Here is a 25,406-nt window from a genome sequence, read left to right on the forward strand (position 1 = left end):
GGTCTCAGTGGGGGACCACTTTTCGGGGTGTACAGGGTCTCAACGTGCCCGCGCGGTCTTGCTCGCAAGTTTCCATGATCGGATTTCAGTCGCTGTCGGAAAGTCGCTTTTGAAGTTCATTCGTCTGGTCGTTGATTCGTCCATTGATGAGACGCCTGCTGTTTTCGATCTGCTCATCAATGTCTGAGATTTGCGTCAGGATTTCCCGCAACCGTCGCTCTCCCGAATCCAAAGCTCGCTCTGCTTCGCGTAGTCTCCTACCTCCTTCTTCGGACATGCGAAGCGAATCCACCTCGGTGCGTGCTGCGTCAACTGTGTGCTTACCGTCCTGATATTCAAGAGCTAGCCTCTGTCGCATTAGCTCCAGATCATCGAGGTGCCTAGCCACACCTTGGTTGGATAGGGGCGCCGGACCAGGTGCGGTGCCGTACTCTCGCCGGGAGACTGCGGCAGGGCTGCGTCTGAACGCCTCTTTCAGAATCTCCCAATCATCGCGTGTGAGTTTCATTCTCACCGAATCGTTGGCGAGTTGCGCCTGTGAGACTTCAGGCAGGCGGTTTAGCAGCTCTAGTACGCGCTGCCCTTCATGCATGGCCTGCTGTCGGTTACGGGCACTGAGTCTACGGTTCCCGGCATGCGAGTCCCACCGGTTGAGTTCTGCAGCTAGAAGGTGAGGGATGTTGCGAACCTCTTCAGCATCCAGAATGACGTCAATTGCCTCTTTCGCTCCAGCGCTGTCTTGCAGGTTCTTGGCTTGCTCCAAAGTTGAAGGGCTAATAGCGGCACCGAGCTCTTCCTTGGCAAAGGTCAAAAATGAGCTCAATTGGATGATCAGAAAGTCTCCGCCGTTGCGGCGTTTCTTGAATTCTGCGATCAGCTCTGGATGGGCACCAATGGTGAGCCCGCCCTCCTTGGCGATCCAATCCTCCTTAGCGTCATTCGTTACGAACAGCAATGATGCTTCGCGCGCTACTACCTCCCGCAACATCTGTTCCCAGATGAAGAAGTCGCCGTGTGGATTTTCTCGTTTACCGGCGTCTTTGTAGCCAGGGGGGATCTTTTCAGCATATCTACGGTCTGCTTCCTTTGTTAGAGATTCGACATCCTCTGCGTCGAATGCTTGCCCGACCCTGCCGTCTAGGATTCGGGCAAGTCTGGATAGAATCGGATCATCGGAAACTACTCGCTCTAGAGTAAGGTCAAACGCCTTCGAATGACGTCGAACCTCTTCCGTCGCGTTCCTGAAGGCCGCTTCGATTGGTGTGAGTAGCTTCTCCTTATCGTCATCTGTCAATGAGCACCTCTTGGCGAAGACATGCAACTCTTGGGCCGCTTTCCTCTTTAGTTCATCAAGGGCATTAGGAATTGCCTCATGAAGCTTCAATCTCTCCTTCACTGCATCGATTCGTCGTGAGTAGTATTCCGACACGACCTGGTGGGGAATCCAGATGCGATCCCGAAGTTGTTCTATTACGTTCAGCAGTTCATCCCGGGCTTCGGGTGTGAATCGGTAAAGCTCAAGTAGGACGTTTGTATCTAGGGCAATCGTGTATGACCGAACTGCCACCCTGTAATCGCTGGCAGGGCGACGCCAGCGACCCTCGAAGCAGCTCAAGAATGTTGACAATTCGGCCCCCTAGTTCACGGATGAGGTATTGATGTTAGCGAGCATCAGCCCGCCGCGCCGAGCTTCCGCTTAGTTCAATCCGTAGGCTGCCCCGACACTGCAGAGACTGGGGCTTCTTGCCGTTGAGCGGCAAGGGGGGGCTGCAATGAGCGGCCGTAGGCCCCTCGCCGATGCCGTTGATCGCGCGGTGTCTGGAGCGGCGGGTCCAAGTTGCGCACTTGCCCACAGGTGGCAAGGAGCGTGGCAGTACTCGCGGCAGGGGTGGCAGGCGCCGGTCTCAGTTGCAGTCTCATACGGCCCTTGGTCCGTCAACATCTGCAGTCGTCCGCTGTAGTCCGCTACCTCTCTGACCATAAGGAAAGGCCTGCTTCGCGGATGCCAACGGACCCAGCCGGACCAAGATCGGACAACTTGTAATGCGTAGGTCGTCGGTTCGAATCCGACAGGGGGCTCTGCTGAACCCCAGGTCAGGTGTGTACTGACCTGGGGTTTCGTCGTCAGCGGGTGCGGTGGCGGTTCCGTCCTGGTCGCTGCGGCCGGTTCAGGCCCGGCGGGCTGTCCGAGGCGTGCCGTGCCCGTCACGGGATCAAGCGGCGGGCGATTTCCAGTTGGGCGTCGTCGAGGGGGCGGTCGTCCTCGATGTCCCACAGGGCGTTCTGGAGGAGGCGGCCGAGGGTCCAGGCGCGGGCGCGGTCGCGGTCCAGGGCGAGGATGTCGGTCATGGCGTCGAAGCGCCAGAGGATGTCGTCGGGGTCGTAGCGGTTGTCGAGGGCGGGCCACAGTTCGAAGCCGGGGTCGCCGGCGAGGGGCTTGGGGTCGATCGCGAGCCAGGGGCCGCGGTCGGAGGCGAGGACGTTCTCGTCGTGGAGGTCCCAGTGGAGGAGGCGGTCGCCCGGCTCGTCGGCGACTTCGCGTAGCGCGGCCGCGCAGTCGGCGAGGAGGCGGCGGGTCTCCGGGTCGGGGATGCGGCCGATTGCCCAGGGGGTCTGGTCGAGCATGCCCTGGGCGATGTCGCCGAGGCGGCGCATGCCGGGCGGGGCGGGGAAGGCCGTGAGGTGGGCCAGGAGCTCGGCGATGGTGACCACGGCCTGGTGGACGTCCGGCACGTGGGACAGCATGCGGGTCTCGTCGAGGCGCTCCAGCAGCATGGTGCCGGTGGGCTCGTCGTGGTCGAGGAGGCGGACGGCCCCGTCGCCGTTCCAGACGCGCAGCGCCACCGGTTCGCCCTCGCTCTCCTCGTCGAGGATCTGGAGCTTGAGGACCGCCGGGGTGCCGTCGGCGCGGACGACCGGGAGGACCAGGGCTGACACGCCGTGCATGGGTGGTCCGTCGGGTCTCAGCTGCCAGTGGTCGAGGAAGTGGGCCGTCTGCTCCGGCAGTCCGGTGATGAAGGCGCGGCCCGCCTCGCCGTTGAACTTCTCCTGTGATGCCGCCAGTTCCCGGGGAATGTCGATCACTCTCGGCACGGTAGTGGGGCGCGCCGGGCGGGTCATGCGAATTCGCGGGAGGGGGGCCTCGTGCCCGGCCGCCGGTCCCGGCGCGGGCGCGGGCGCCGGGACCGGTCATGGCTCCAGGACGACCTTTCCCGTGGTGCCCCGGGTCTCCAGTGCCCGGTGCGCTGCCGCGGCCTCGCGGAGCGGGAAGCGCTGTACGGCCGGGGTGAGCCGGCCCGCGGCGGCTTCGGTGAGGGCGCGCAGTTCGAGGGTGCGGAGGGGGTCGGGCCCGCCGGCCTTTTCCAGCATCACCGGGCCGAGGACCTGCTCGGAGACGCCGTCGACGAGGTAGGGACCGCCGTCGTGGACGCCCTCGCCGGACCAGCCGAAGACGATGTGCTTGCCGCCCGGGCCGAGGAGGGCGACGGCCTCGCGGGCGATGTCGCCGCCGACGCCGTCGAAGACGACGGTCGCGGTGCGGCCGCCGAGCTGGGCGCGGATCTTCTCGGGCCAGGCGGGGTCCTTGTAGTCGACGGCGAGACCGGCGCCGCCCGCCCGCACCCGGGCGGTCTTCTCCGGGCCGCCCGCGAGGCCGACGACCGTCGCGCCGGCGTTCCTGGCGTACTGCACGAGGAGGGTGCCGATGCCTCCGGCGGCGGCCGGGACGACGACCACGGAGTCGGGGCCGAGGTCGGCGAACTGCAGGATCCCCATCGCCGTACGGCCCGTGCCGATCATGGCGACGGCCTCGGCGAAGTCCAGGTTCCCGGGGATCCCGTGCAGGCGCTCGGCCTCGGTGACGGCCAGTTCGGCATAGCCGCCCGGGACGAAGCCGAGGTGGGCGACGATCCGCTTGCCGAGCCACAGCCCGGCGACGCCCTCGCCCAGGGACTCGACGACACCGGCGACCTCGCGGCCCGGGACGGTGGGCAGCGGCGCCCGCTCGTTCGCCGGTCCGCCCCGCATGCCCTCGCGCAGGGCCGCGTCCAGAAGGTGGACGCCCGCCGCGCGTACGGCGATCCGGACCTGGCCGGGGCCCGGCCGGGGGTCCTCGACCTGCTCGTAGGCGAGGTTCTCGGGCGGGCCGAAGGTGTGCAGGCGGATGGCGTGCATGGCAGCTCCTCTGGTGGGGCGTTCGGTGCGACCAGCCTTCGGCCTCAAGCTTGCTTGAGGTCAAGTTCGCGCCGGCCGAGGGCCAGAGAGACCGCCGTGAGGGCGCTGTTGAAGGACACCTCCGACAGCACGCCGGGGGCCGCGACCTGGTCACCGGCGAGGTAGACACCGTCGCCCCGGTCCACGGCCGGCCGGTCGCGCCAGCTGGTGCCGGGCAGATCGACCGCACCCGTACGGCCGTCCGCGACGGACTCGCGCCGCCAGGTGACCCGTTCGCGCCAGCCCGGGAAGCCCAGGTCGAGCAGCTGCTCGGCGCGGGCGGTGCCGTCGGCCTTGGACTCGTGCGGGGCGAGAGGGATCTGCCCCTGGATCAACTGCTCGCCCGCCGGGGCGAGGCTGCGGTCCTGGGCGGTGAACCGCTCCAGCCAGCCGGGTGCGTCCAGGTCGGAGACCGCGAAGGCGTCCCCCCGCCGGGTGCGTACGGCCAGGTCGACGAGGGCGGTACGGCCGCTGGGCCAGGTCAGGGAGTCGTCGCCGAGCAGGCGGCGGGCGGCGTCGAGGGAGGTGGCCACGACGACGGGTGTGTCGGTGGGGAGCTCGTCGACGCGGGACAGCGTCTCCATGCGGACGCCCATGTTCCAGGCGCGAGCGGCCATCCGGTCGATGAGGCTCGCCCAGCCGCCGCGCGGGTAGTGGGCCTCGGGCGGCAGTTTGGTGGCACGGCGCAGCCGCTCCTGCACGAACGCGGCCGACAGCGACCCGGGGTCGTGGTGGAACAGGGCGACCGCCGAGTAGTGCGCGGCGGCCCGGGCCCCCTCCTCGCCCGCGATGCCCGTCGCCCAGGTCAGGAAGTCCACGTCCACGGGCGCCTGCCGGCCCGCCCGGCGCAGCAGCTTCAGCATCGGGAAGGGCGGGGTGCGGCGCAGCACGCCGTGGTGCCGCAGCCGGAGCCGGGCCGCCTCCAGCGGCGGGAGCGGGGCGAGCGGTCCGATGAGGGCGCGCTGCTTGAGCCAGGCCCAGTGCGGGCCGCCGCTGTAGAGGGCGTGCGGGCCCTCGTTGGTGCGGTACGGGCCCTCGGCGGTGCGCGCCCGGCCGCCGAGCGTGTGGTGGGCCTCGTGGATGGTGACCTTGGCGCCCGCCTCGGCAGCGGTGATGGCCGCGGTCAGTCCGGCGAAGCCGCCGCCGATGACGGTGATGCGGTGCATGGCTGGGGATCTCCCTCGGGTCGGGGCCGCCTTCTGCGAGTACGACCGATCGAGGGCCCCGGAATGTGACATAGGTGGTGTTCACGCAGGTCAGGGCCGGTTGTCAGTGGTGGGGTGCAGCATGGGGGCATGGCGAGGCGAGCGGTGGGCGGTACGAGTGTGAAGGGCGCGCGGCGACCGGAGGTCCGGCTGCCGGTGCTGGAGCCGCACGAGGGTGGTGAGCTGGAGCCGGACGGGGACTACGACGGGCTGGACTTCCGGGACGCGGACCTGTCCGGGCAGGACGGGTCGGGCGCCCGCTTCATGGACTGCGCCCTGACGGGCTGCGCGCTGGACGAGACCCGGCTGCGGCACGCCCGCTTCCTGGACTCGGCCTTCACCGGCGTCCGCGGCGTCGGCACCGACCTCGCCGAGGCGACCCTGCGCGACGTGGAGCTCAGCGATGCCCGGCTCGGCGGACCGCAGCTGCACGGGGCGGTGCTGGAGCGGGTGCTGATCCGCGGCGGCAAGATCGACTATCTGAACCTGCGCACGGCCCGGCTCAGAGACGTCGTCTTCGAGGGCTGCGTCCTGGTCGAGCCGGACTTCGGCGGGGCCCGCCTGGAGCGCGTGGAGTTCGTGGACTGCGCGCTGAAGGGCGCCGACTTCCACGCGGCGACCCTGACCGACGTCGACCTGCGAGGGGCCGCGACGCTGGAGATCAGCCGGGGGCTGGACCGGCTGTCGGGGGCGGTGATCAGCCCGGCACAACTACTGGACCTGGCGCCGGTGCTGGCGGCGCAGTGGGGGATCCGCGTGGAGGGCTGACCCCCTGCTCACCTCCCGTACCAGCCTTCTGTCCCCGCCTCCTCCGGGCAGTCGTAGGACTGGTGCAGCGCGATGAGGGCGTTGACCAGACGCGGGTCGAGGTCCTGCCTGAGCAGCCGGTAGTCCTCGGCCACCGCGCGGAAGACCAGATGGGCGCGGCGTGAGCCGTCGCGCCAGATGACGCGTCGCGGCGGCCGGAAGCCGTCGTCGGCCTCCGCCAGCAGCACCCAGGCCAGAAACAGCAGATAGACCGGCAGACCGAGCGGCCACCACAGCGCCCACGCCCACCAGCGGCCCTGGTATCCGTCGAGGACGGGCCCGGCGGCCGGTTCCACGGTCCAGCGCTTGCGGCCCCAGCGGAAGGCGCGGCGCCGCCTCAGCGTGACCCGTCCGAGTGGCGCCCCCTGGGGATCCAGGACCTGGTACACCGCCGGGCGTCCGCTCAGCCGGGAGCCCAGGGTCTGCTCCGTGATCACGCGGGCGACCGGCGTCCAGTCCTCGGCGCGCAGATCGAAGGCCCGCAGCGAGTGGAGCCGGTCGGGGGCGGGTCCGGGATCACGGATGAGGCGGAGGGACGTGCCCCGCCCCGGTTCGCCGCTGACGACGGCCGGTGGGGTCACCTTGTAGTTCAGTGTGTAGACCACACGCTCCTGCGCCATGCCTGTTCTCCCCGTGTCAGGTACTGATCACGGGTGATGGTGTCATCGTGTCCGGCCGGTCAGGAGACCCGGGGGAAGCGGGCCAGGAGGGTCCAGATCGCCGGGTTGTCGGCGAGGTCGTCGTGCAGGTCGGTGAGGTCGGCGATCAGGTCGTGCAGGAAGTCCCGGGCCTCGCGGCGCAGTTCGCTGTGGGAGACGGTGAGCGCGGGCTCCTCCGCGCGCATCCAGTCGGCCTCGATGTCCACCCAGCCGAAGCGGCGCTCGAAGAGCATCCGGTCCGTCGACTCGGTGAAGTCCAGTTCCGCCCGCTGCGGCCGGGAGGCCCGCGAGCCCGCCGGGTCCTGGTCGATCCGCTCCACGATGTCGCACAGCGCCCACGCGAAGTCGAGCACCGGCACCCATCCCCAGGCTGTGGACACCTCGTGATCCGTCTTGGTGTCCGCCAGATAGACGTCCCCGCAGAACAGGTCGTGCCGCAGTGCCCGGACCTCCGCGCGGCGGTAGTCGGTCTGCGGCGGGTCGGGGAAGCGGTTGGAGAGGGCGTAGCCGATGTCGAGCACGGAGGTGATGGTGTCATGCGCCCGTAGGATCGCGATCGTGGCCCGATCTGTACGTCTTGTCCCCACGCTGCCCGCAGCCACCCTGCTCGCCGCCGCTCTCGTCCTCACCGCGTGCGGCGGCGGAGTGCACGGCACCCCGGGCGGCTCCGGCGTCCGCGACCCGTACTTCCCGAAGGCCGGCAACGGCGGCTACGACGTCACCCACTACGGCCTGCGCCTCGCCTACGACCCCGACGCCCACCACCTCACCGGCACGGCCACCCTCACTGCCCGCGCGGCCAAGGACCTCTCCGCGTTCAACCTCGACCTGCTCGGCATGGAGGTCGAGAAGGTCACCGTCGGTGGCGAGACCGCCCGCTGGAACCGCGCCGGGCAGGAGCTCACCGTCCGGCCGCACGACGACATCGGCCGGGACGAGACGTTCCGCGTGACCGTCCGCTACTCGGGCGCACCCGAGACCGTCACCGACCCGGACGGGTCCCAGGAGGGCTGGCTGCGCACCACGGACGGGGTGCTCGCGCTGGGCGAGCCGACGGGGTCGATGGCGTGGTTCCCCGGCAACCACCACCCCTCCGACAAGGCGGCGTACGACCTCACGGTGACCGTGCCGCAGGGGCTGCGGGCCGTGTCAAACGGGGAGTTGCGGAGCGAGACGACCGCGCGGGGGCGTACGACGTCCACCTGGCACATGGCACGGCCGATGGCGAGCTACCTCGCGACGGTCGCGATCGGCCGCTTCGGCATCAGCCGGTCCAGGGCCGGGAACCTGCCCGTGTACACGGCCGTCGACCCGGCCGAGGCGGCAGCGAGCCGGGCGGTGCTCGGCCGGATCCCCGAGGTGCTGCGGTGGGCCGAGCGGCGGTTCGGTCCGTACCCCTTCTCCTCCACCGGCGCGATCGTCGACCGGGCGGCCTCCGTCGGCTACGCGCTGGAGACCCAGACCCGGCCGGTGTTCCCGGGGGCGCCGGACATCACGCTCCTCGTCCATGAGTTCGCCCACCAGTGGTACGGCGACTCCGTCACGCCGAAGAGCTGGCGGGACATGTGGCTCAACGAGGGCTTCGCGACGTACGCGGAGTGGCTGTGGGAGGAGGACCACGGCGGGGACAGCGCGCAGGAGACGTTCGACGCGCTGTACTCCGGCGAGTACTTCGACACGGAGGAGGCCGGGGAGGAGATCTGGGACTTCCCGCCGGCGGACCCGCCGAGCGCCGCGCGGATCTCCGACCCGCCGGTGTACTGGCGGGGGGCGATGGTGTTGCAGAAGGTGCGGCAGGCCGTCGGGGACGACCGGTTCTTCTCGATGCTCCGGGGGTGGGCGGCGGAGTATCGGTACGGGAATGCCGACACGGCCGACTTCACGGCGTACGTCGAGCAGCGGGCGCCCGGGGCGGATGTCGAGGGAGTCTGGGACGAGTGGCTGTACGGGGAGGAGAAGCCGGGGCGGTCCTGAGGGGCCGAAAGGGGCCCTACGAGGTCCGGTAGAAGCGCCGTTGGGGCTTGCGCCGCGTGTCGGGCGCAGGTGGTTCGGGGCTTGTCGCGCAGTTCCCCGCGCCCCTTGGGGACGCTCCCCCGAGGGGACGCCGGAGCCCCCGGCCCGTCATCCGCGGCCGGGGGCTCCGTAGGTCACCCAAGGGCGTCCGTCAGACGTTCACGCCGAAGTCCTGGGCGATGCCGACCAGGCCCGAGGCGTAGCCCTGGCCGACCGCGCGGAACTTCCACTCCGCGCCGTTGCGGTAGAGCTCGCCGAAGACCATGGCCGTCTCCGTGGCCGCGTCCTCCGACAGGTCGTAGCGGGCGATCTCCGCGCCGCCGGCCTGGTTGACGATGCGGATGTAGGCGTTGCGCACCTGGCCGAAGTTCTGCGAGCGGTTCTCCGCGTCGTAGATCGACACCGGGAAGACGATCTTCTCGATGTCGGCCGGGAGGCCGGCGAGGTTGACGTTGATCGCCTCGTCGTCGCCGGCGCCTTCACCCGTGCGGTTGTCACCCGTGTGGACGATCGTGCTGTCCGGCGTCTCCTTGTTGTTGAAGAAGACGAAGTGGGCGTCCGAGTAGACCTTGCCCTGCGTGTTGACCGCGATCGCGGAGGCGTCGAGGTCGAAGTCCGTGCCGGTGGTGGTGCGGACGTCCCAGCCGAGGCCCACGGTGACGGCGGTCAGGCCCGGAGCCTCCTTGGTGAGCGAGACGTTGCCACCCTTGGACAGGCTTACAGCCATTGTTGGGAGTCCCTTCCCTCGTTTACGTACGGCAAGAAGCTACAGCTACCCCCATGAACGTGGAGAGGGGTACGCGAGGTTCCAGCTCCTTTACTTTCTTTACTCGCGATTATTCGGGTGACGTGGACCGGACAGGAGCGGGAACATGGACGGCATGTCCGGTCCCCATGTCATCCGCGGCTCCGCCTCCCTGCCCGAGGCCGAGCTCATGTGGCGTTTCTCGCGGTCGTCGGGGCCGGGCGGGCAGCACGTCAACACCAGCGACTCGAAGGTCGAGCTGAGCTTCGACGTGGCGAAGACCGAGGCGCTGCCCGCGGTGTGGAAGCAGCGGGCCCTCGAGCGGCTGGCCGGGCGCCTGGTCGACGGAGTCGTCACCGTACGGTCCTCCGAGCACCGCTCCCAGTGGCGCAACCGCGAGGCCGCCGCCGTACGCCTCACCGCGCTCCTGGCCGAGGCCACCGCACCCCCGCCCAGACCCCGCAAGCCGACCCGGATCCCCCGGGGCATCAACGAACGCCGGCTGCGGGAGAAGAAGCAGCGCTCGGAGACGAAGCGGGGGCGCTCCGCGCGGGACTGGGGTTAGGCCAGGTCCAGGACCCCTACCGTCTCGCCTTCGCTGGTCTCCCCGTTCGGGCGGAAGCCGAGTCCCAGGTGGAAGCCTTCCGGGCCGTCGGGCCCCGGGTGCCAGGTGACGTAGAGCTCTTCGGCGCCGCGCCGGCGCAGTTCGGCCGCCACCGACTCGACGGAGAACCGGCCGTACCCCCGGCCCTGCTCCCCGGCCGCTATGTTCAGCCGCCACAGGCCTGAGCGGCGGACGCTGCCGTCCTCGTACCAGTCGATGTCGAGGAAGGCCATGAGGAAAGCGACCGGGCGGTCGCCGTCGACGATCAGGCGGGGCCAGGCGATGCCGGGATGGACCCAGGCCTCGGCGAGCGACTTCACGACCGGGGCGACCGCGTGTTCCTGGTCGGGGCGGACGTGGATGCCGAGGGCGGCGTCGAGGTTCCCGGGGGTGATCTCCGCGAGGCGCGGGCCGGTCTTGGTCATGCGCGCACCCCAGGAGGGCGGATCACCACCGGGCCGGCCAATTCCTCAGCCCAACTGCCGGTACCTGCCCCGGAAGTACGTCAGGGGCCCGCCCTCCGCGCTCGGGACGCCGGCGGTCAGGACGCGGCCGATGACCAGGGTGTGGTCGCCCGCCGGGACGCGCTGCTCGGTGCGGCACTCCAGGACGGCCAGGGCGCCGCCGACCAGCGGGGCGTCGGTGTACTCGCCGCGCGTGTACGGGATGTCGGCGAACAGCAGCCGGTCGCTGAGGCGGCCCTTCATCGCGAAACGGCCCGCGATGTGCCGCTGGCTCTCGGAGAGGACCGAGACCGCCCACAGGTCCTGCTCCTCCAGCAGCTCGTCCATGCGGGAGCCCTCGCGCAGGCTCACCAGCACCAGGGGCGGGTCCAGGGACACCGACATGAAGGCCGTGGCCGTCATGCCCACGTCCTCGACATCCGGCGCCGAGGGGTCGTCCGGGTCGAGCGATGGCTCCTGCGCGGTCACCAGGACCACACCCGAGGCCAGCCGGGACATGGCGGCGCGGAACTCGTCGTTGCTCACCCCCTCAGCATGCCCGGAGGCGGGCGACGGAATGATCGGGGACGGGGCGGCGGGAGTGTTCGGCACACCGGAGACGCTAATCTCCGCCGCGCGCGCCCCGCATCGGACTCCCGCCCGATCACGGTCTTAGGACTCCCGACGGACATCCGCGGTCCACCGAAGAGCACGACGGAAATACATGCGCGCATCCTGACAAAATTGGCGTCGGTAGACGCACGTGAAGAACGCAGAAACTCCACGCAATTGTTCAGGTTTGCCTGTGACTTGAGTCACAAGGGGCAGGAATTGTTGACCCTGTGTACCGAGTGAGCAGCGCGCTGTGATTCAGTGGCGGGGAAGCTGCCAGGACGATACGCCGATGAGAACCCTTGATTCGCTGCGAGGTCTCGGGGGGAGGGCGAGCATGGAGAGCGAGTCGGAGCCCTACGTCCGCCTTGCGTCCCTGCGACAACTGCACCAGGTCATGGCCGACATGAACACGGCCCGCAGCCTGGCGGACACACTGCAGACCGTCGCGGAGGGCGTCGTCGCGGCCCTCGGCTACGAGCTGGCGTGTGTGAACCTCGTACGGCCGGACGGCGATCTCGTCGTCGCCGCCTTCGCCGGGAACCCCGCCGCCGAAGCCCTCATCACCGGCCGCGTCGGCTCGCGCGAGTCCTGGGAACGCCGCCTCGGCATGGGTGAGCACTGGGGCGACCTGGTGTTCATACCGCACACCGAAGGCTGGGTCCTCGACGACGACGACGTCCCGCAGTGGTACACCGACGGCCCCGCCCCCCGCTTCGAGGACGAGTGGCACCCGGCCGACCGGCTCTTCGCCCCCATGTACGCGCCGGGCCCGCAGGGCAGCGCCGCGTGCGGCGAACTGATCGGCGTGCTGTCCGTGGACCGGCCGCGCAACGGCCGCCGGCCCGGAGCATGGGGCCGCGAGGCGCTCCAGATGTACGCCTTCCAGGCCGCCATCGCGATCAGCAACGCCCGGCTGCGCGCCAACATGCAGCGCGCGCTGGTCCGCCTGGAGCGCGAGCAGCAGGCGCTGCGGGCGAGCGAGGAAAGCTTCAGGCAGGCCTTCGAATACGCACCCTCCGGCATGGCCATCGCCGAGATGGGCGGCGACCAGCACGGCCGGATCCTGCGCACGAACGACGCCCTGTGCCGGCTGCTGGGCCGCCCCGCCTCCGCGATGCGCCGCTACTCGTTCTCCGACCTGGTCCACCCCGAGGACATAGGCACCCTGCTGCGCACCTCGGCGGAGGGCGGACGCGCGGAGCTCCGCCTCGGCCGCCGGGACGGCACCTACGTGTGGGTCTCGCTGCGCAACAGCGTCGTCGCGGACGCCGCCGACGGACCCCGCTTCCTGCTCACCCACGTCGAGGACATCGAGGAGCGCAAGCGCCGCGAGCTCCAGCTCGCCCACCGCGCCTCGCACGACTCGCTCACCGGCCTGCCGAACTCCGCGGAGCTGCGCTCCCGCCTGTCCGCCCGGCTCTGCCAGCGCGCGACGTCGCCGCACTCCCTCGCAGAGTCCGTCGACGCGGCCTACGGCCATCCCGCCTTCGACGTGGTCGGGCCCGGCTTCGACTTCCGGCAGGGCGCCGAGTCGTACGACGCCTACGACCACCACGTGCACACCATCGCCCCGGACGGCGACGGCGACCACGACGACGGCACCAAGGGCCTCGCCGTGCTCTTCTGTGACCTCGACGGCTTCAAGTCGATCAACGACCGGTTCGGGCACAACGCGGGTGACGCGGTTCTCATCGAGGTGGCCCGGCGGCTGAACAACGGCGTCCGCGACGGCGACACGGTCGCCCGGCTCGGGGGTGACGAATTCGTCATCCTGGCCGACGGACTCGGCCGGGCCGACGCACAGGACCTCGCGGTCCGGCTCCGCAACGAGATCATCCAGCCCATCCGTGCCGAGGGGCGGGCCGTCCGGGTGGGCGCCAGCTTCGGCATCGGATGGGCACACTGTGGAATGACGGCGGACGAAGTGTTGAAATCCGCTGACGAGCGGATGTACGTCGAGAAACGATCTCGTCCCAAACAACACAGACGCGCCGGGTGAAGTCCAGGTCAGGCATTTGATGCGGTGTGAGTCACCCGTTTGGGTCTCCGGGAGCGGGTAGGCTCGCTTACTCACCCGTGTACCGCATGCACCGCACCTGACTGAGGAGACCAAGGGATGACGCCCGGCAACAACGGCGCGAGCACGCCCGAGGACGACGACCCGTTCGGCTATCTCTACGCCGACGGGCAGGCCAACGGAGCCCAGCCGCCGTCCGGGGGCTACGGCTACCCGAACTCGGTCAACCGGGTGCGGGCGGTCGGTACCCGCCCGTACGGCCAGCAGTCGCAGGCGGCCGCCGGCCAGACCGCGCCGTACGGCCAGGTCCCCCAGCAGCACAGCGCCCAGGGCCGGCCGAACGCGCACTACGCGGCGCCGGAGACGCTCCCGGGCGGTGCGCAGACCGTGCAGCATCAGGTGCCGGGCGGCGGCCGGGGCGGCCGCGGCCCGAACACCAAGGGCCTGCTGATCGGCGCGATCGCGGTGGTCGCCGCGGTCGTCATCGGCATCGGCGTGGCCATGCTGGGCGGCGACAAGGACAAGGACGACGCGTCCGACGAAGTGGGCACGGCCCCCACCCAGTCCCAGGAGTCCAAGCCGAGCCCTTCGAGCAGCAAGGCCGGAGCGGCCCAGCAGAATCTCCCGGAGATCGACGCGAAGGCCCTGCGGCTCAGCCCCGGCTTGACGACGGCGTCGGACGTCAAGGGCGCGAAGGCCGACGGCGGGGTCTACGTAACGGGCTTCAACCAGGTCGGTGCCAAGGTCACCTGGACGGTGGACGGCATCGAGAAGGCCGGCACCTACCGGCTCTACGTGCGCTACGGCATCCCGGGCGTCGACGCCAACGCCACCCTGATGGTCAACGGTGAGGCTCAGGACCGGCCCGTCAACATGAAGAACTTCGGCGGTCTGCCCAAGGGCGACTGGGAGAAGGGCTGGCAGGAGACGTGGTCCAACGTCAACCTGACCAAGGGCACCAACACCATCGAGATCGCCTGCAACGAGGGCAACCAGTGCGACGCGGTTCTCGACCAGCTCTGGCTGAAGAAGTGACGGCTCCGCTCACGCGGCGCTGACCTCCCCCGAAACCGTCACCCTCCCCAGCATCTGCTCGTACACCCCCCGGTCGAACTCCCCGGCAACCGGTGCTGCCACCGTCGCTGCCGCGAGGGCCGTTGCCCGGGTCAGGCGGTCCGGCCAGGAGAGGTGTTCGGCCAGGCCCGACAGGAGGCCCGCGACCACAGAGTCGCCCGCGCCTGTCGGGTTGCCTCGTAGCGGGGTCGGAGGGGTGGCTCGCCAGCGGCCTGCTCGGGTGGCGGCGAGGAGGCCTTCGGGGCCGAGGGACGCGACCACCGCGCCCGCGCCCCGGCGGCGGGCGTCCTGGGTCGCGCGCAGCGGTTCGTGGGAGCCGGTCAGCTCGGCCAGTTCGTCGGCGTTCGGCTTGATGATGTCGGGACGGGCCGCGACGCCCCGGCGCAGTGGCTCGCCGCTCGTGTCCAGGAGGACCGGGATCCCAGCGGACCTGGCCGTGCGGACCAGGCCCGCGTACGCGCCCACCGGAACGCCCGGCGGCAGGCTGCCGCACAGGGCCACCGCGGAGACGCCGGAGAGCAGATCCTCGTAGGCCTCCTGGAAGGCCGACCACTCCTGGGGCGTGACCGTGGGGCCCGGTTCGTTCAGCTGGGTCGTGTCGCCGGTCCGGTCGTCGACCACGGCGATGGTGCGGCGGGTCGCCCCGGAGAGCGGGACGAACGCGTCCACGACGCCCGGTACCGTCGCGAGCCCCTCACGTACGACCCGGCCCGTCGCCCCGCCCGTGAATCCCGTCACCGTCACTTCGTGTCCGAGGGCCGCGAGTACGCGGGCCACGTTGACGCCCTTGCCGCCGGGGCGCTCGGTCACCTCGGAGACGCGGTGGGAGGCGTGCGGCCGGAGGGACCGTACGAGGTAGGTGATGTCGAGAGCGGTGTTCAGCGTGACCGTGAGGATCATCTTGCCGACCTCCCCCCAGACGCGCTTGTTGCGGTGAACGTTCCCTGATCATGCCAAAGAGACGGCGGTCGGCCCAGTCCTGGAGCCGGCCACCGTCCTTCGACTGCGGGATGGATCAGCCCAGTTGGGGACCGACCACCCATTCGCCCCGGCGCATGACGCCCTTCAGGTCGTACGCGGAGTCCAGGAGCAGCAGGTCGGCGTACTTTCCGGGCTCCAGTGAGCCGATCGTGTCGTCCAGGCCGAGCAGGCGGGCCGGGGTGGCGGACAGGGCCTTCACCGTGTCCTCGACGGAGAGGCCGTCGACGGTGACCGCCCGCTTGAACGCGCGGTCCAGGGTGAGTGTCGAGCCGGCGATCGTGCCGTCCTCCACCAGGCGGGCCACGCCGTCCGCGACCTCCACCTCCAGCGGGCCCAGCCAGTAGCGGCCGTCGCCGAACCCGGCCGCGTCCATCGCGTCCGTGATGAAGGCGACCCGGTCCGCGCCCGTGTGGTGGAACGCCAGCCGGAGCGCCGCCGGGTGCAGGTGCGTGCCGTCGTTGATCAGCTCGACCGTGATCCGGTCGTCCTCCAGGAGAGCCGTGATCGGGCCGGGGGAGCGGTGGCCGAGCGGGGGCATCGCGTTGAAGAGGTGGGTGGCGACGGTGGCGCCCGCGTCGATGGCCTCCACGGTCTGCTCGTACGTCGCGTCCGTGTGGCCGATCGCCGCGATCACGCCGTGCTCGGCGAGGAGGCGTACGGAGTCGAGGCCGCCGGGCAGTTCGGTGGCCAGGGTGACCATCTTCGCCCGGCCCCGGGCCGCGTCGATCAGCCTGCGGACGTCCGCGGGGTGCGGGTCGCGCAGGAGGGCCTCGGAGTGGGCGCCCTTGCGGCAGGGGGAGATGAACGGGCCCTCGAAGTGGACGCCGGCGATCTCGCCCTGCTCGGCGAGTTCGCTCAGCAGGCCGGCGCGCCGGGTGAGGAAGTCCAGGTCGCCGGTGACGGTGGAGGCGACCAGGGTGGTCGTGCCGTGCAGGCGGTGGGTGTGGATGCCCTTGAGGATGTCGTCGACGGAGCCGGAGGTGAAGGAGGCTCCGCCGCCGCCGTGGTTGTGGAGGTCGACGAAACCGGGGATCACGTAGTGGTCCGTTACGTCGATGACCTGGGCGTTTTCCGGGGCGGTGGCGGCGATGCGGGTGCCGTGGACGGCCAGTCGGCCGTTTTCGACGGTGCCTGTGGGGAGTACCACTGTCGCGCCGGTGAGGACCGTGGGGTGTCCGGCCGTCGCGGGGTGCGGGTGCGTTGGGGCTGGTCGCGCAGTTCCCCGCGCCCCTGAGTCCGCTGCCATCAGGGCGTTACCTCCATGCGGTCGGTGTGGTCGAGGAGATCCCAGGCCAGGAGCCCGGCGCCGAGACATCCGGCCGTATCACCCAGCGCCGCCGGGACGAGTGCCGGCTGCTTCTGGAAGGTGATGCGACTGCGGATCGCTTCCCGCAGCGGCGTGAACAGGGTTTCCCCCGCTTCCGCCAGGCCACCACCGATGATCAAAGTGCGTGGATCCAACAACGTCAGGGCCGTGACCAGGCCGTCGGCGAGGGCGTCGACCGCCTCCTGCCAGACCGCCCGGGCCTTCGGGTCGCCGGAATCCGCCGCCTTCGCGCAGTCCGCCGCGTCCGCGCCCGGGTCGCCGGAGGCCGCCGCCCAGGCCTCGCTCACGGCCGCGGCCGAGGCGAAACGCTCCAGGCAGCCGTGCTGCCCGCACGGGCAGGGGGCCCCACCGGGGCGTACGACGATGTGGCCGATCTCACCCGCGAAGCCGTGGGCGCCCGCCTCGACCCGGCCGTCGACGCCGATGGCGCCCGCGATGCCGGTGCCCAGGGCCACGAACAGGAACCGGTCGGCGCCCCGGCCCGCGCCGACCCGGCCCTCGGCGAGGCCGCCGGTGCGCACGTCGTGGCCGAGGGCGACCGGGACGCCCAGCCGCTCCGCCAGCAGGGCGCGCAGGGGGACGTCGCGCCAGCCGAGGTTGGCCGCGTAGACGGCGACGCCGCGTGCCTCGTCGACGATGCCGGGGACGGCCACGCCGGCGGCGGACGCGGGCGTGCCGAACTGCTCGGTGCCGTAGGCACGCAGCTCGGCGGCGAAGTCGAGGATGCCCGCGACCACGGCGTCCGGCCCCTGGGCGCGTCCGGTGGCACGGCGGGCCCGGTGCAGCACCTGGCCCCCCGGTCCGGCCAGGGCGGCCTTCATTCCGGTGCCGCCCACGTCGAGGGCGATGACATGTCTCACGGAAACAGTGTGACCCGCGGACCCGCAAGAGGTCTAGTCCACTCACGTGGTGTAGACCTTATTCCGGATATCGAAATGTTTCGGCGGCGGTGACGCCGGGGTTGGGGAAGAGAAGCGGTGCAGCGGCGGCGGATGGCAGGAACGATCGCGGTGGTGTCCGCACTGGGCATGACGGCGGTGCTCGGCGGCTGCGGTGTCACGGGCGGCTCGGCCGAGGTGACCCTGAAGCTGGTCGCCGCCGACTACGGCGACAGCGCGGCCAACAGCTCGAAGAAGTACTGGGACAAGCTCGTCGAGGAGTACGAGGCCGACCACCCCGACGTCAAGATCGACGTCAGCGTCTACTCCTGGAACGACGTCGACCGCAAGGTCAGGGAGATGGTCGCCGCCGGTGACCCGCCGGACATGGCGCAGATCGGCGCGTACGCCGACTATGTCGCCCAGGACCGGCTCTACAAGGCCGACGACCTGCTCTCCATACGCACGCAGGCCGACTTCGTCGGGCAGCTGGCCTCCGCGGGCCAGGTGAAGGGCGTGCAGTACGGCATGCCGTTCGCCGCCTCCACCCGCGTGCTCTTCTACAACAAGACCCTCTTCGCCAAGGCCGGCATCACCCCGCCCGAGTCCTGGGACGACCTGGCCGAGGACGCCGAGGCGCTCAAGGCGGAGGGCGTGAAGGTCCCGTACGCGCTGCCCCTCGGCCCGGAGGAGGCGCAGGCCGAGACCATGCAGTGGATGCTGAGCGGCGGGGGCGGCTACACCGACAGCGTCGACGGCTACGGCATCGACTCCCCGGAGAACATCGACACCTTCTCCTGGCTGAAGGACGACCTGGTCGGCAAGGACCTGACCGGGCCGGTCGCGCCGGGCAATCTGAACCGGGCCGCGGCGTTCGCCGGCTTCGCGAAGGGCGAGGTCGGGATGCTCAACGGCCACCCCTCGCTGATGAAGATCGCCGCCAAGAACGGCATCAAGTACGGCATGGTGCCCACACCGGGCCACGAGGGCCCGAGCAAGTCCACGCTCGGCGTCTCCGACTGGATGACGGCGTTCCGCAAGAACGGCCACCGCGACCAGGTGGGCGACTTCCTCGACTTCGTCTACAGCGAGAAGAACGTGCTGGCCTTCTCCCGCGAGTACGACCTGCTGCCGGTCACCTCCTCCGCGTCCGGCACCATGGCCGCCGCGGACGAGGACCGGCACCTCAGGCCGTTCCTGGAGGAGCTGCTGGCCTCCGAGCTCTACCCGGTCGGCAAGACCTCCTGGGCCGACGTCAGCTCCCAGGTCAAGCAGCAGATCGGCAAGGCCGTCGCGCCCGGCGGCAGTCCCTCGGGCGTCCTCGGCCACCTCCAGGCGGCGGCGATCCGGGCGGAGAGCGCGGAGTAGGCGTTGTCGGTGGCGGGCGCTACGGTGCCGGGCATGGACGAGGAGCACGACGGGACGCGGCTCGGGCGCCGGGAGCAGGACATCCTCGCGCTCGAACGCCGCGGCTTCTCCGGGCCCGGCGCGAAGGAGCGGGTTATCCGCGAGGAGCTGGGTCTCGCCCCGGTGCGCTACTACCAGCTTCTCAACGCCCTGCTGGACGACGCGCGGGCGCTGGCGCATGATCCGGTGACGGTCAATCGGCTGCGGCGTGTCCGGGAGCGGCGCCGGTCTGATCGTTGAGGGCCGTGGGGCTTCTGCCCGTCGCGGGGTGCAGGTGCGTCGTGGTTGTTCGCGCAGTTCCCCGCGCCCCTTCGGGGCGCGACCTCAGCCGATCCGGTTCGCCAACGCGGCCAGCAGCCGTACGACGCCCTCCGGGCCGTCCACCACCAGGTCCGCCCGCTCCCTGAGCTCGGTCACCTCGTCGCTGCCGCTGCACACCAGCAGGCCCGGGGTGCCCTCCGCGCGCAGGGTGCCGACGGCGGCGTAGGCGGGCAGGTCGCCCAGGTCGTCACCGCCGTAGAGGACGGATCCGGCGCCGATCTCCCGGGCGAAGCCGGCGAGGGCGACGCCCTTGTCCATGCCGGGCGGGCGCAGTTCCAGGACCATACGGCCGGGCTCGACGATCAGGCCGTGCCGGGTCGCCAGGTCGGTGAGCGGCTCGCGCAGGGCCTCGAAGGCGGCCTGCGGGTCGGCGGCCCGGCGGGTGTGCACGGCCACAGCCCGGCCCTTGTCCTCGACCCAGGTCCCGCTGCCTTCGAGGAGCCCGGGCAGCCCGGCGCGGACGGCGTCGACGCCGGGGTGCGGGTCGGGGGCGGTGACCTTGCCGCTGCGGGCGTCCCACCGCTCGGTGCCGTAGTGCCCGAGGACGACGAGGTGCTCCAGTCCCGGTGCGTCCGCGAAGCCGCCGTTGCGCACCGCGACCTCGGCCGGCCGGCCGGTGATCACCGCGATGGCGGCGACCTTCGGGGCGAGCGCCACCAGCGCGCCCAGCGCCTCCGGATGGGCCCGGGCCAGCTCCGGATCGGCGACGATCGGCGCGAGCGTCCCGTCGAAGTCCAGTGCGACCAGCGCCTTGCCGGGATCGGCGAGCAGGGCGGCGAGCCCGTCCTGCCCGGCCTTCGTGACAGGCGCGGGCAACGCGTTCGCGCTCATCGCCGCTCAGCCCCTCAGCGCTTCGAGCTGGTCGACGAACCACTGCGCCGGTGGCAGTGCCGTCGCCGCCGCCGCCAGGCGCTTGCTGCGCTCGGCGCGTTCGTCCGGGCGCATCGACAAAGCCTCGTGCAGGGCCGCCGCGGTGCCCGTCACGTCGTAGGGGTTCACCGTGATCGCGTCCTCGCCGAGCTCCTCGTGCGCCCCGGCCTCCCGCGACAGCACCAGCGCGCAGCCCGCGTCGGAGACGACCGGGACCTCCTTGGCGACGAGGTTCATGCCGTCCCGGATGGGGTTGACGAGTGCCACGTCGGCCAGCCGGTAGGCGGCCAGTGAGCGGGCGAAGTCGTCCTTGACGTGCAGCACGACCGGCTTCCAGCCCGGTGTGCCGTACTCGGCGTTGATCTCGTCCGCGAGCCGCTGCACCTCGGCCGTGTAGTCCCGGTACACCGCGAGGTCCTGCCGCGAGGGGTAGGCGAAGGCGACGTGCACCACGCGCTCGCGCCACTCGGCGTGGGCCTCGAGGAGCCGCCGGTAGGCCAGCATGCCGCGCACGATGTTCTTGGACAGCTCGGTGCGGTCGACGCGGACGATGGTGCGCCGGCCCTCGCCGATCTCCTGCCGCAGCGCGGCCATCCGCTCCTCGACGTCCGGCTCGTGGGCCCGCTTGCGCAGGAACTCCGCGTCGGCCCCCAGCCCGTGCACTCCGATCCGGGTGCCGCCGAGCCCGCCGGCGAACCGCTCGGCGCACGCGGTGAACGCCTCCGCCCAGCGCTCGGTGAGGAAGCCCAGCCGGTCCGCGCCCAGCATGCCGCGCAGCACCTGCCCGGCCACGTCGTCCGGCAGCATCCGGAAGTACTCCGGCGGCGCCCACGGCGTGTGGGAGAAGTGCCCGATGCGCAGGTCCGGCCGCAGCTCGCGGAGCATGCCCGGCACCAGCGTCAGGTGGTAGTCCTGCACCACCACCGCCGCACCCTGCGCCGCCTCCTCGGCCAGCGCCTCGGCGAACGCCCGGTTGTACGTCTCGTAGGAGGCCCACTGCCGCCGGAACTCGGCGTCGAAGACCGGCTCCAGGGGCGTCTGGTAGAGCATGTGGTGCACGAACCACAGGACCGAGTTGGCGATGCCGTTGTACGCGTCGGCGTGCACGTCGGCCGGGACGTCCAGCATCCGCACGCCGTCCTCTCCCGCCCGTCGCCCGCCACCGCCCCTCTGCGGAGGGGCCTCCGGCCCCGCCCCTACGATTCCGCGCCTCACCGCCTCCCGGTCGCCGTCGGACAGCGCCGAGCACACCCACAGCGCGTCCGCGTCCGAGCCGATCGCGGAGAGGCCGGAGACCAGTCCGCCGCCGCCTCGTTTGGCGTCCAGCGATCCGTCCTCGCCCACCGTGTACGAGACGGGACCCCGGTTGGAGGCCACCAGCACCTGCGCAGCACCGTACGTTGAAGCCATAAGCCTCAACCTAGCCCGGCCCGGAAACGCTCAAACGTGCGGATCTTCCGTACCCGGCCGAAAACGGCCCCGGTCAGGCCGCTTTCCGCGCCTGGTACTCGGCGATCTCCACCATCGGCGGACGCTCCTCGGTGTCCACGCGGTACGTCCGCGGCTCGAAGCCGTCCTCGCCCCGCTCGAACTGCGTCAGGGACGGCCGGATCAGATGCCCGCGGGCCAGCCGCAGCTGAGCCGTGCGGTAGATCGCGGCGGCCATCCGGCCCAGCGCCTGCCCGTCCTGGTGCCGGTGCTTGCGCACTCCGACGTCCACCTGGGCGAGGGCGTCCAGGCCTGCCAGGTGCAGGGCGTCGACCAGCATGCCCAGCTCCACGCCGTACCCGACGGGAAACGGCAGCCGCTCCAGCAGCGAGCGGCGGGCCGCGTACTCGCCGCCGAGCGGCTGCACGAAGCCGGCCAGCTGCGGCCAGTGCATGTTGAGCAGCGGGCGCGCCATCAGTTCGGTGACCCGGCCGCCCTGCCCGGCAGCGCCACCGAGGGGACGGTCGTACATGGCTTTCACCAGGTCGACGTCCGGTTCGGTGAGCAGCGGGCCGACGATCCCGGAGACGAAGTCGGACGAGAAGTCCCTGAGGTCCGCGTCGACGAAGCAGACGATGTCCCCCCGGGTGGCGAGCAGCGAGCGCCACAGCACCTCGCCCTTGCCGGGCGCGGCGGGCAGGCGCGGGAGTATCCCGTCCCGGTGCACCACCCGCGCGCCCGCGGCGGCGGCCACCTCGGACGTGCGGTCGGTGGACCCGGAGTCGACGACGACCAGTTCGTCGACGAGCGGGACCTGCCGCATCAGGTCGTGGCGGATGACGGCGACGATGTCACCGACCGTCGCCTCCTCGTTGAGCGCGGGCAGCACGACGCTGACCGTCCGGCCCGTGCGCTGCTTGGCGGCCAGGACCTGGTGGAGGGGGCGATCGGTCGCAGACCAGGAACGGGTGCTCAGCCAGCGCTCGACTTCTTCCAGCACCGTGGCGGCTCCTCTGCGTACTCCAGGCGGGAGGGACTGTGATCCATCTCGCGGTTCGGACGACTATCTCAACTGTCCTGGTCGTCGGTTACAGTCTTGAACAACGCGGATGACCATCGCATGTCCGGGGTCACCCGCCGCCTACAACCACATACAGCTCATCCAGAGGGGCAGAGGGAAACGGCCCGATGAAGCCCCGGCAACCCTCCAGTCGGTACTCGTAGGTCACTGGCGACCACTTCGCGAGGCTCCCGGCTAGGGAAGGTGCCAAATCCGTCTCGCGGCGAAATGCGTCGTGAGGAAGATGAGGAAGGGCCTCGCCTCACATGGCTGTGCAGACTGTTGCAAGCACCACTGACTCCACCGTAGACCTCGGTCCCGCCGCGGCGCTGAGCTGCCGCGAGTGCGGTCACCGCGTCCCCCTCGGCCCGGTCTTCGCGTGCGAGGAGTGTTTCGGTCCGCTGGAGATCGCCTACGACTTCTCGTCCTACGACGCCGAGGAGCTCCGCAAGCGCATCGAAGCGGGCCCGGCGAACATCTGGCGGTACGCCCCGCTCCTGCCGGTCCCGGCCGACGTGGCGGACAAGCCGAACATCAACCCGGGCTGGACCAAGCTCGTCAGGGCCGACAACCTCGCGCGTGAGCTGGGTGTCGACGCCGGCAAGCTGTTCGTCAAGGACGACTCCGGCAACCCGACGCACTCCTTCAAGGACCGTGTCGTCGCCCAGGCCATCGAGGCCGCCCGCGCCTTCGGCTTCACCACGCTCTCCTGCTCCTCCACCGGCAACCTCGCCGGTGCGGTGGGTGCCGCCGCGGCCCGCGCCGGCTTCCGCTCCTGCGTGTTCATCCCGCACGACCTGGAGCAGGGCAAGGTCGTCATGGCCGCGGTCTACGGCGGCGAGCTCGTCGGCATCGAGGGCAACTACGACGACGTGAACCGCTTCTGCTCCGAGCTGATCGGCGACCCGGCCGGCGAGGGCTGGGGCTTCGTCAACGTCAACCTCCGGCCGTACTACGCGGAGGGTTCCAAGACGCTCGCGTACGAGATCTGCGAGCAGCTCGGCTGGCAGCTGCCGGACCAGCTCGTGGTGCCGATCGCCTCCGGCTCGCAGCTCACGAAGATCGACAAGGGTCTGCAGGAGCTGATCAAGCTCGGTCTGGTCGAGGACAAGCCGTACAAGATCTTCGGCGCGCAGGCCGAGGGCTGCTCGCCGGTGTCGACGGCGTACAAGGCCGGACACGACGTGGTGCGGCCGCAGAAGCCGGACACCATCGCCAAGTCCCTGGCCATCGGCAACCCGGCGGACGGGCCCTACGTCCTCGACATCGCGCGCCGTACGGGCGGTGCGGTGGAGGATGTGAACGACGAGCAGGTCGTCGACGCGATCAAGCTGCTCGCCCGGACCGAGGGGATCTTCGCGGAGACCGCCGGTGGTGTGACGGTGGGCGTGACGCGCAAGTTGATCGAGAACGGGTTGCTCGACCCCACCAAGACCACTGTCGTGCTCAACACCGGGGACGGTCTGAAGACGCTGGATGCGGTGGCGGGGACCGGGCTGACCGCGACCATTCGTCCCAACCTTGATTCTTTCCGCGAGGCCGGGCTCGTCTGAGCGTCGTCGATCGCTGCGGGCCGGTGGGGGTTGGTCGCGCAGTTCCCCGCGCCCCTAGGTGCGATATCCAACCGGAGGTTTTGAAGTCATGAGCGTCACCGTTCGCATCCCCACCATCCTGCGTACCTACACCGGCGGGCAGGCCGAAGTATCCGCCGACGGCGGGACCCTCGGTGAGGTCATCGCCGATCTGGAGAAGAACCACACCGGGATCGCCGCCCGGGTGCTCGACGACCAGGGCAAGCTGCGCCGGTTCGTCAACGTGTACGTCAACGACGACGACGTGCGGTTCGAACAGGGTCTGGAGACGGCGACGCCGGACGGCGCCGGCGTGTCGATCATTCCCGCCGTCGCCGGCGGCTGAATCCGGTCGACCGGCTTGGTTGTTACCTTGAGTAATTCCGGTCACCGAGCGTGTATCGAATTGCCCCCTCCGTGAGAGAAGCGGAGGGGGCAATTCTGTGTGATTGAGCGCGGTACAGTTGGGGAACGCGTTCCGGATCTCGTGACCGGAACCCTGAATTCCTGCCGCGAGCCCGACAAGATGTAGCCAAAGTGTGCGCGTCTTTCGCGGCTTTTGTTCTTTTTGTGTGGCCCGACTTGCCCTGAAGTCGGGCGAATTCTCCCTACATTCCGGACCCTGCGCGTCCAGAATTCTCGTCCGATTGACCTGTTGCAGACGGCAGTTGGACAGATACATTCAGCCGCGGTCGACGCGTTCCGGCGCACGCCCCCAACCGTGGGGGGTGAGGTCTGACCCGGATCCGCGAAGTGTGGATCTGTGCAAGGGCCAGTAATAGGGGAGTTAGGCATGGCTCAGGGCACCGTCAAGTGGTTCAACGCGGAGAAGGGGTACGGCTTCATCGCGGTCGACGGTGGTGCGGATGTTTTCGTCCACTACAGCGCGATTCAGATGGACGGCTACCGCACCCTTGAAGAGGGCCAGCGGGTCGAGTTCGAGATCTCGCAGGGTCAGAAGGGACCGCAGGCCGACATGGTTCGCGTCTCTGCCTGAACGCGCACCACGACCAACGCACAAGCGACCGGTCTTCTCAGAAGGGCCCGTACCCCCCGGGGTGCGGGCCCTTCGGCCTGTTCGAAGGCGCGCCGGGCGGTGTTCGCCGGGGGCTGCCCCCCTGCCCGATCCCCGGGAGGCGCTTGCGCCCGCCGTCACCCGACCACCACCC

Annotated in this window: 25 protein-coding genes and 1 riboswitch; of the genes, 10 read left to right on the top strand and 15 right to left on the bottom strand. The window is 70.3% G+C overall.

Translation table 11 applies throughout. The features are described from left to right. Positions 1-85 precede the first annotated feature (85 nt). The 4 genes from IO24_RS45160 to IO24_RS0114730 all read right to left on the bottom strand — a co-directional run bounded on the left by IO24_RS45160 (position 86) and on the right by IO24_RS0114730 (position 5,378). Positions 86-1,567 (bottom strand): PIN domain-containing protein, encoded by a 1,482-nt coding sequence (locus IO24_RS45160; RefSeq protein ID WP_157851254.1) that lies wholly within the window; start codon positions 1,565-1,567, stop codon positions 86-88. 638 nt (positions 1,568-2,205) lie between these two features. Further along, on the bottom strand, positions 2,206-3,120 hold the full coding sequence (locus tag IO24_RS0114720; RefSeq protein WP_045296170.1) for an aminoglycoside phosphotransferase family protein: 915 nt from the start codon (positions 3,118-3,120) through the stop codon (positions 2,206-2,208). A 69-nt stretch (positions 3,121-3,189) separates the two neighbouring features. Then, entirely contained in the window at positions 3,190-4,173 is a 984-nt protein-coding gene (locus tag IO24_RS0114725; protein WP_031135818.1) for a zinc-binding dehydrogenase, read from the bottom strand. Between the two features lie 44 nt (positions 4,174-4,217). After that, on the bottom strand, positions 4,218-5,378 hold the full coding sequence (locus IO24_RS0114730; RefSeq protein WP_031135821.1) for an FAD-dependent oxidoreductase: 1,161 nt from the start codon (positions 5,376-5,378) through the stop codon (positions 4,218-4,220). 129 nt (positions 5,379-5,507) lie between these two features. On the opposite strand from IO24_RS0114730, the gene IO24_RS0114735 reads away from it, so the two are divergent. Next, positions 5,508-6,185, top strand: a complete 678-nt coding sequence (locus IO24_RS0114735) for a pentapeptide repeat-containing protein (protein ID WP_078899276.1) — start codon at positions 5,508-5,510, stop codon at positions 6,183-6,185. Positions 6,186-6,193: 8 nt separating this feature from the next. Here IO24_RS0114735 and IO24_RS0114740 read toward each other — a convergent pair whose 3' ends face one another. Beyond that, positions 6,194-6,844, bottom strand: a complete 651-nt coding sequence (locus IO24_RS0114740) for a hypothetical protein (protein ID WP_051905912.1) — start codon at positions 6,842-6,844, stop codon at positions 6,194-6,196. A gap of 59 nt (positions 6,845-6,903) precedes the next feature. Next, on the bottom strand, positions 6,904-7,404 hold the full coding sequence (locus IO24_RS0114745; RefSeq protein WP_031135826.1) for a hypothetical protein: 501 nt from the start codon (positions 7,402-7,404) through the stop codon (positions 6,904-6,906). A gap of 7 nt (positions 7,405-7,411) precedes the next feature. Here IO24_RS0114745 and IO24_RS0114750 point away from each other — a divergent pair, with 7 nt between their 5' ends. Further along, the gene (locus IO24_RS0114750; RefSeq protein WP_167551614.1) at positions 7,412-8,857 is read left to right on the top strand and encodes a M1 family metallopeptidase; all 1,446 of its coding nucleotides are present in this window, start codon (positions 7,412-7,414) and stop codon (positions 8,855-8,857) included. 190 nt (positions 8,858-9,047) lie between these two features. On the opposite strand, the gene IO24_RS0114755 is transcribed toward IO24_RS0114750, so the two are convergent. After that, positions 9,048-9,623 (bottom strand): TerD family protein, encoded by a 576-nt coding sequence (locus IO24_RS0114755; protein WP_031135830.1) that lies wholly within the window; start codon positions 9,621-9,623, stop codon positions 9,048-9,050. 145 nt (positions 9,624-9,768) lie between these two features. Here IO24_RS0114755 and arfB point away from each other — a divergent pair, with 145 nt between their 5' ends. Continuing rightward, positions 9,769-10,206 (top strand): alternative ribosome rescue aminoacyl-tRNA hydrolase ArfB, encoded by a 438-nt coding sequence (gene arfB, locus IO24_RS0114760; RefSeq protein WP_031135832.1) that lies wholly within the window; start codon positions 9,769-9,771, stop codon positions 10,204-10,206. Here the strand turns inward: arfB and IO24_RS0114765 are convergent. After that, positions 10,203-10,670: a GNAT family N-acetyltransferase gene (locus IO24_RS0114765; protein WP_031135835.1), complete on the bottom strand. Its 468-nt coding sequence runs from the start codon at positions 10,668-10,670 to the stop codon at positions 10,203-10,205. The genes arfB and IO24_RS0114765 overlap by 4 nt on opposite strands. Positions 10,671-10,715: 45 nt before the next feature. Next, positions 10,716-11,300 carry a flavin reductase family protein gene (locus IO24_RS0114770; protein WP_031135837.1) on the bottom strand — a complete coding sequence of 195 codons (585 nt, stop codon included), beginning with the start codon at positions 11,298-11,300 and terminating at the stop codon, positions 10,716-10,718. Positions 11,301-11,637: 337 nt separating this feature from the next. On the opposite strand from IO24_RS0114770, the gene cdgB reads away from it, so the two are divergent. Further along, positions 11,638-13,302, top strand: a complete 1,665-nt coding sequence (gene cdgB / locus IO24_RS0114775) for a diguanylate cyclase CdgB (protein WP_031135839.1) — start codon at positions 11,638-11,640, stop codon at positions 13,300-13,302. A 117-nt stretch (positions 13,303-13,419) separates the two neighbouring features. After that, entirely contained in the window at positions 13,420-14,355 is a 936-nt protein-coding gene (locus IO24_RS0114780) for a CBM35 domain-containing protein (RefSeq protein WP_031135841.1), read from the top strand. A gap of 9 nt (positions 14,356-14,364) precedes the next feature. Here the strand turns inward: IO24_RS0114780 and IO24_RS0114785 are convergent, their stop codons facing one another. From IO24_RS0114785 to IO24_RS0114795, 3 genes are all read right to left on the bottom strand, one after another. Next, a complete protein-coding gene (locus IO24_RS0114785; protein WP_031135843.1) occupies positions 14,365-15,294 on the bottom strand; it encodes a 1-phosphofructokinase family hexose kinase in 930 nt (309 codons plus the stop codon). Positions 15,295-15,409: 115 nt separating this feature from the next. Then, a complete protein-coding gene (gene nagA / locus IO24_RS0114790) occupies positions 15,410-16,621 on the bottom strand; it encodes an N-acetylglucosamine-6-phosphate deacetylase (RefSeq protein WP_199808835.1) in 1,212 nt (403 codons plus the stop codon). Then, positions 16,621-17,562: an ROK family protein gene (locus IO24_RS0114795; protein ID WP_031135847.1), complete on the bottom strand. Its 942-nt coding sequence runs from the start codon at positions 17,560-17,562 to the stop codon at positions 16,621-16,623. The genes nagA and IO24_RS0114795 overlap by 1 nt, the downstream gene beginning before the upstream one ends. Positions 17,563-17,694: 132 nt before the next feature. Here IO24_RS0114795 and IO24_RS0114800 point away from each other — a divergent pair, with 132 nt between their 5' ends. Together IO24_RS0114800 and IO24_RS0114805 are read left to right on the top strand one after the other, a co-directional pair. Then, a complete protein-coding gene (locus tag IO24_RS0114800) occupies positions 17,695-18,948 on the top strand; it encodes an ABC transporter substrate-binding protein (protein ID WP_031135849.1) in 1,254 nt (417 codons plus the stop codon). A 33-nt stretch (positions 18,949-18,981) separates the two neighbouring features. Then, complete coding sequence (locus IO24_RS0114805) at positions 18,982-19,227, top strand: DUF3263 domain-containing protein (RefSeq protein WP_031135850.1); 246 nt, start codon at positions 18,982-18,984, stop codon at positions 19,225-19,227. Positions 19,228-19,311: 84 nt separating this feature from the next. On the opposite strand, the gene otsB is transcribed toward IO24_RS0114805, so the two are convergent. From otsB to IO24_RS0114820, 3 genes are all read right to left on the bottom strand, one after another. After that, positions 19,312-20,139 carry a trehalose-phosphatase gene (gene otsB, locus IO24_RS0114810; RefSeq protein WP_031135851.1) on the bottom strand — a complete coding sequence of 276 codons (828 nt, stop codon included), beginning with the start codon at positions 20,137-20,139 and terminating at the stop codon, positions 19,312-19,314. Between the two features lie 6 nt (positions 20,140-20,145). Further along, positions 20,146-21,588, bottom strand: coding sequence for an alpha,alpha-trehalose-phosphate synthase (UDP-forming) (locus IO24_RS0114815; protein ID WP_031135852.1), 1,443 nt, complete (start codon positions 21,586-21,588; stop codon positions 20,146-20,148). 73 nt (positions 21,589-21,661) lie between these two features. Then, complete coding sequence (locus tag IO24_RS0114820) at positions 21,662-22,606, bottom strand: glucosyl-3-phosphoglycerate synthase (protein WP_031135854.1); 945 nt, start codon at positions 22,604-22,606, stop codon at positions 21,662-21,664. Between the two features lie 155 nt (positions 22,607-22,761). Continuing rightward, a riboswitch (SAM riboswitch) is annotated at positions 22,762-22,917 on the top strand. A gap of 15 nt (positions 22,918-22,932) precedes the next feature. Between IO24_RS0114820 and thrC the strand changes: the two genes are divergently transcribed. From thrC to IO24_RS0114835, 3 genes are all read left to right on the top strand, one after another. Beyond that, positions 22,933-24,219 carry a threonine synthase gene (gene thrC / locus IO24_RS0114825; protein ID WP_031135856.1) on the top strand — a complete coding sequence of 429 codons (1,287 nt, stop codon included), beginning with the start codon at positions 22,933-22,935 and terminating at the stop codon, positions 24,217-24,219. Between the two features lie 88 nt (positions 24,220-24,307). Then, the gene (locus IO24_RS0114830; protein ID WP_031135858.1) at positions 24,308-24,583 is read left to right on the top strand and encodes a MoaD/ThiS family protein; all 276 of its coding nucleotides are present in this window, start codon (positions 24,308-24,310) and stop codon (positions 24,581-24,583) included. A 447-nt stretch (positions 24,584-25,030) separates the two neighbouring features. Continuing rightward, positions 25,031-25,234 (top strand): cold-shock protein, encoded by a 204-nt coding sequence (locus tag IO24_RS0114835; protein ID WP_010035953.1) that lies wholly within the window; start codon positions 25,031-25,033, stop codon positions 25,232-25,234. The last annotated feature ends 172 nt before the right edge of the window (positions 25,235-25,406 follow it).

This window comes from Streptomyces flavovariabilis (assembly GCF_000725785.1).
In the GTDB taxonomy this organism is placed as follows: domain Bacteria; phylum Actinomycetota; class Actinomycetes; order Streptomycetales; family Streptomycetaceae; genus Streptomyces; species Streptomyces hawaiiensis.

Bases quoted from the DNA above. Each gene is read 5' to 3' on its own strand.
- IO24_RS0114720 (WP_045296170.1), bottom strand. From the start codon at position 3,120: ATGACCCGCCCGGCGCGCCCCACTACCGTGCCGAGAGTGATCGACATT.
- IO24_RS0114725 (WP_031135818.1), bottom strand. From the start codon at position 4,173: ATGCACGCCATCCGCCTGCACACCTTCGGCCCGCCCGAGAACCTCGCC.
- IO24_RS0114730 (WP_031135821.1), bottom strand. From the start codon at position 5,378: ATGCACCGCATCACCGTCATCGGCGGCGGCTTCGCCGGACTGACCGCG.
- IO24_RS0114735 (WP_078899276.1), top strand. From the start codon at position 5,508: ATGGCGAGGCGAGCGGTGGGCGGTACGAGTGTGAAGGGCGCGCGGCGA.
- IO24_RS0114740 (WP_051905912.1), bottom strand. From the start codon at position 6,844: ATGGCGCAGGAGCGTGTGGTCTACACACTGAACTACAAGGTGACCCCA.
- IO24_RS0114750 (WP_167551614.1), top strand. From the start codon at position 7,412: ATGGTGTCATGCGCCCGTAGGATCGCGATCGTGGCCCGATCTGTACGT.
- IO24_RS0114755 (WP_031135830.1), bottom strand. From the start codon at position 9,623: ATGGCTGTAAGCCTGTCCAAGGGTGGCAACGTCTCGCTCACCAAGGAG.
- arfB (WP_031135832.1), top strand. From the start codon at position 9,769: ATGGACGGCATGTCCGGTCCCCATGTCATCCGCGGCTCCGCCTCCCTG.
- IO24_RS0114765 (WP_031135835.1), bottom strand. From the start codon at position 10,670: ATGACCAAGACCGGCCCGCGCCTCGCGGAGATCACCCCCGGGAACCTC.
- cdgB (WP_031135839.1), top strand. From the start codon at position 11,638: ATGGAGAGCGAGTCGGAGCCCTACGTCCGCCTTGCGTCCCTGCGACAA.
- IO24_RS0114780 (WP_031135841.1), top strand. From the start codon at position 13,420: ATGACGCCCGGCAACAACGGCGCGAGCACGCCCGAGGACGACGACCCG.
- IO24_RS0114785 (WP_031135843.1), bottom strand. From the start codon at position 15,294: ATGATCCTCACGGTCACGCTGAACACCGCTCTCGACATCACCTACCTC.
- nagA (WP_199808835.1), bottom strand. From the start codon at position 16,621: ATGGCAGCGGACTCAGGGGCGCGGGGAACTGCGCGACCAGCCCCAACG.
- IO24_RS0114800 (WP_031135849.1), top strand. From the start codon at position 17,695: ATGGCAGGAACGATCGCGGTGGTGTCCGCACTGGGCATGACGGCGGTG.
- IO24_RS0114805 (WP_031135850.1), top strand. From the start codon at position 18,982: ATGGACGAGGAGCACGACGGGACGCGGCTCGGGCGCCGGGAGCAGGAC.
- otsB (WP_031135851.1), bottom strand. From the start codon at position 20,139: ATGAGCGCGAACGCGTTGCCCGCGCCTGTCACGAAGGCCGGGCAGGAC.
- IO24_RS0114815 (WP_031135852.1), bottom strand. From the start codon at position 21,588: ATGGCTTCAACGTACGGTGCTGCGCAGGTGCTGGTGGCCTCCAACCGG.
- thrC (WP_031135856.1), top strand. From the start codon at position 22,933: ATGGCTGTGCAGACTGTTGCAAGCACCACTGACTCCACCGTAGACCTC.
- IO24_RS0114830 (WP_031135858.1), top strand. From the start codon at position 24,308: ATGAGCGTCACCGTTCGCATCCCCACCATCCTGCGTACCTACACCGGC.
- IO24_RS0114835 (WP_010035953.1), top strand. From the start codon at position 25,031: ATGGCTCAGGGCACCGTCAAGTGGTTCAACGCGGAGAAGGGGTACGGC.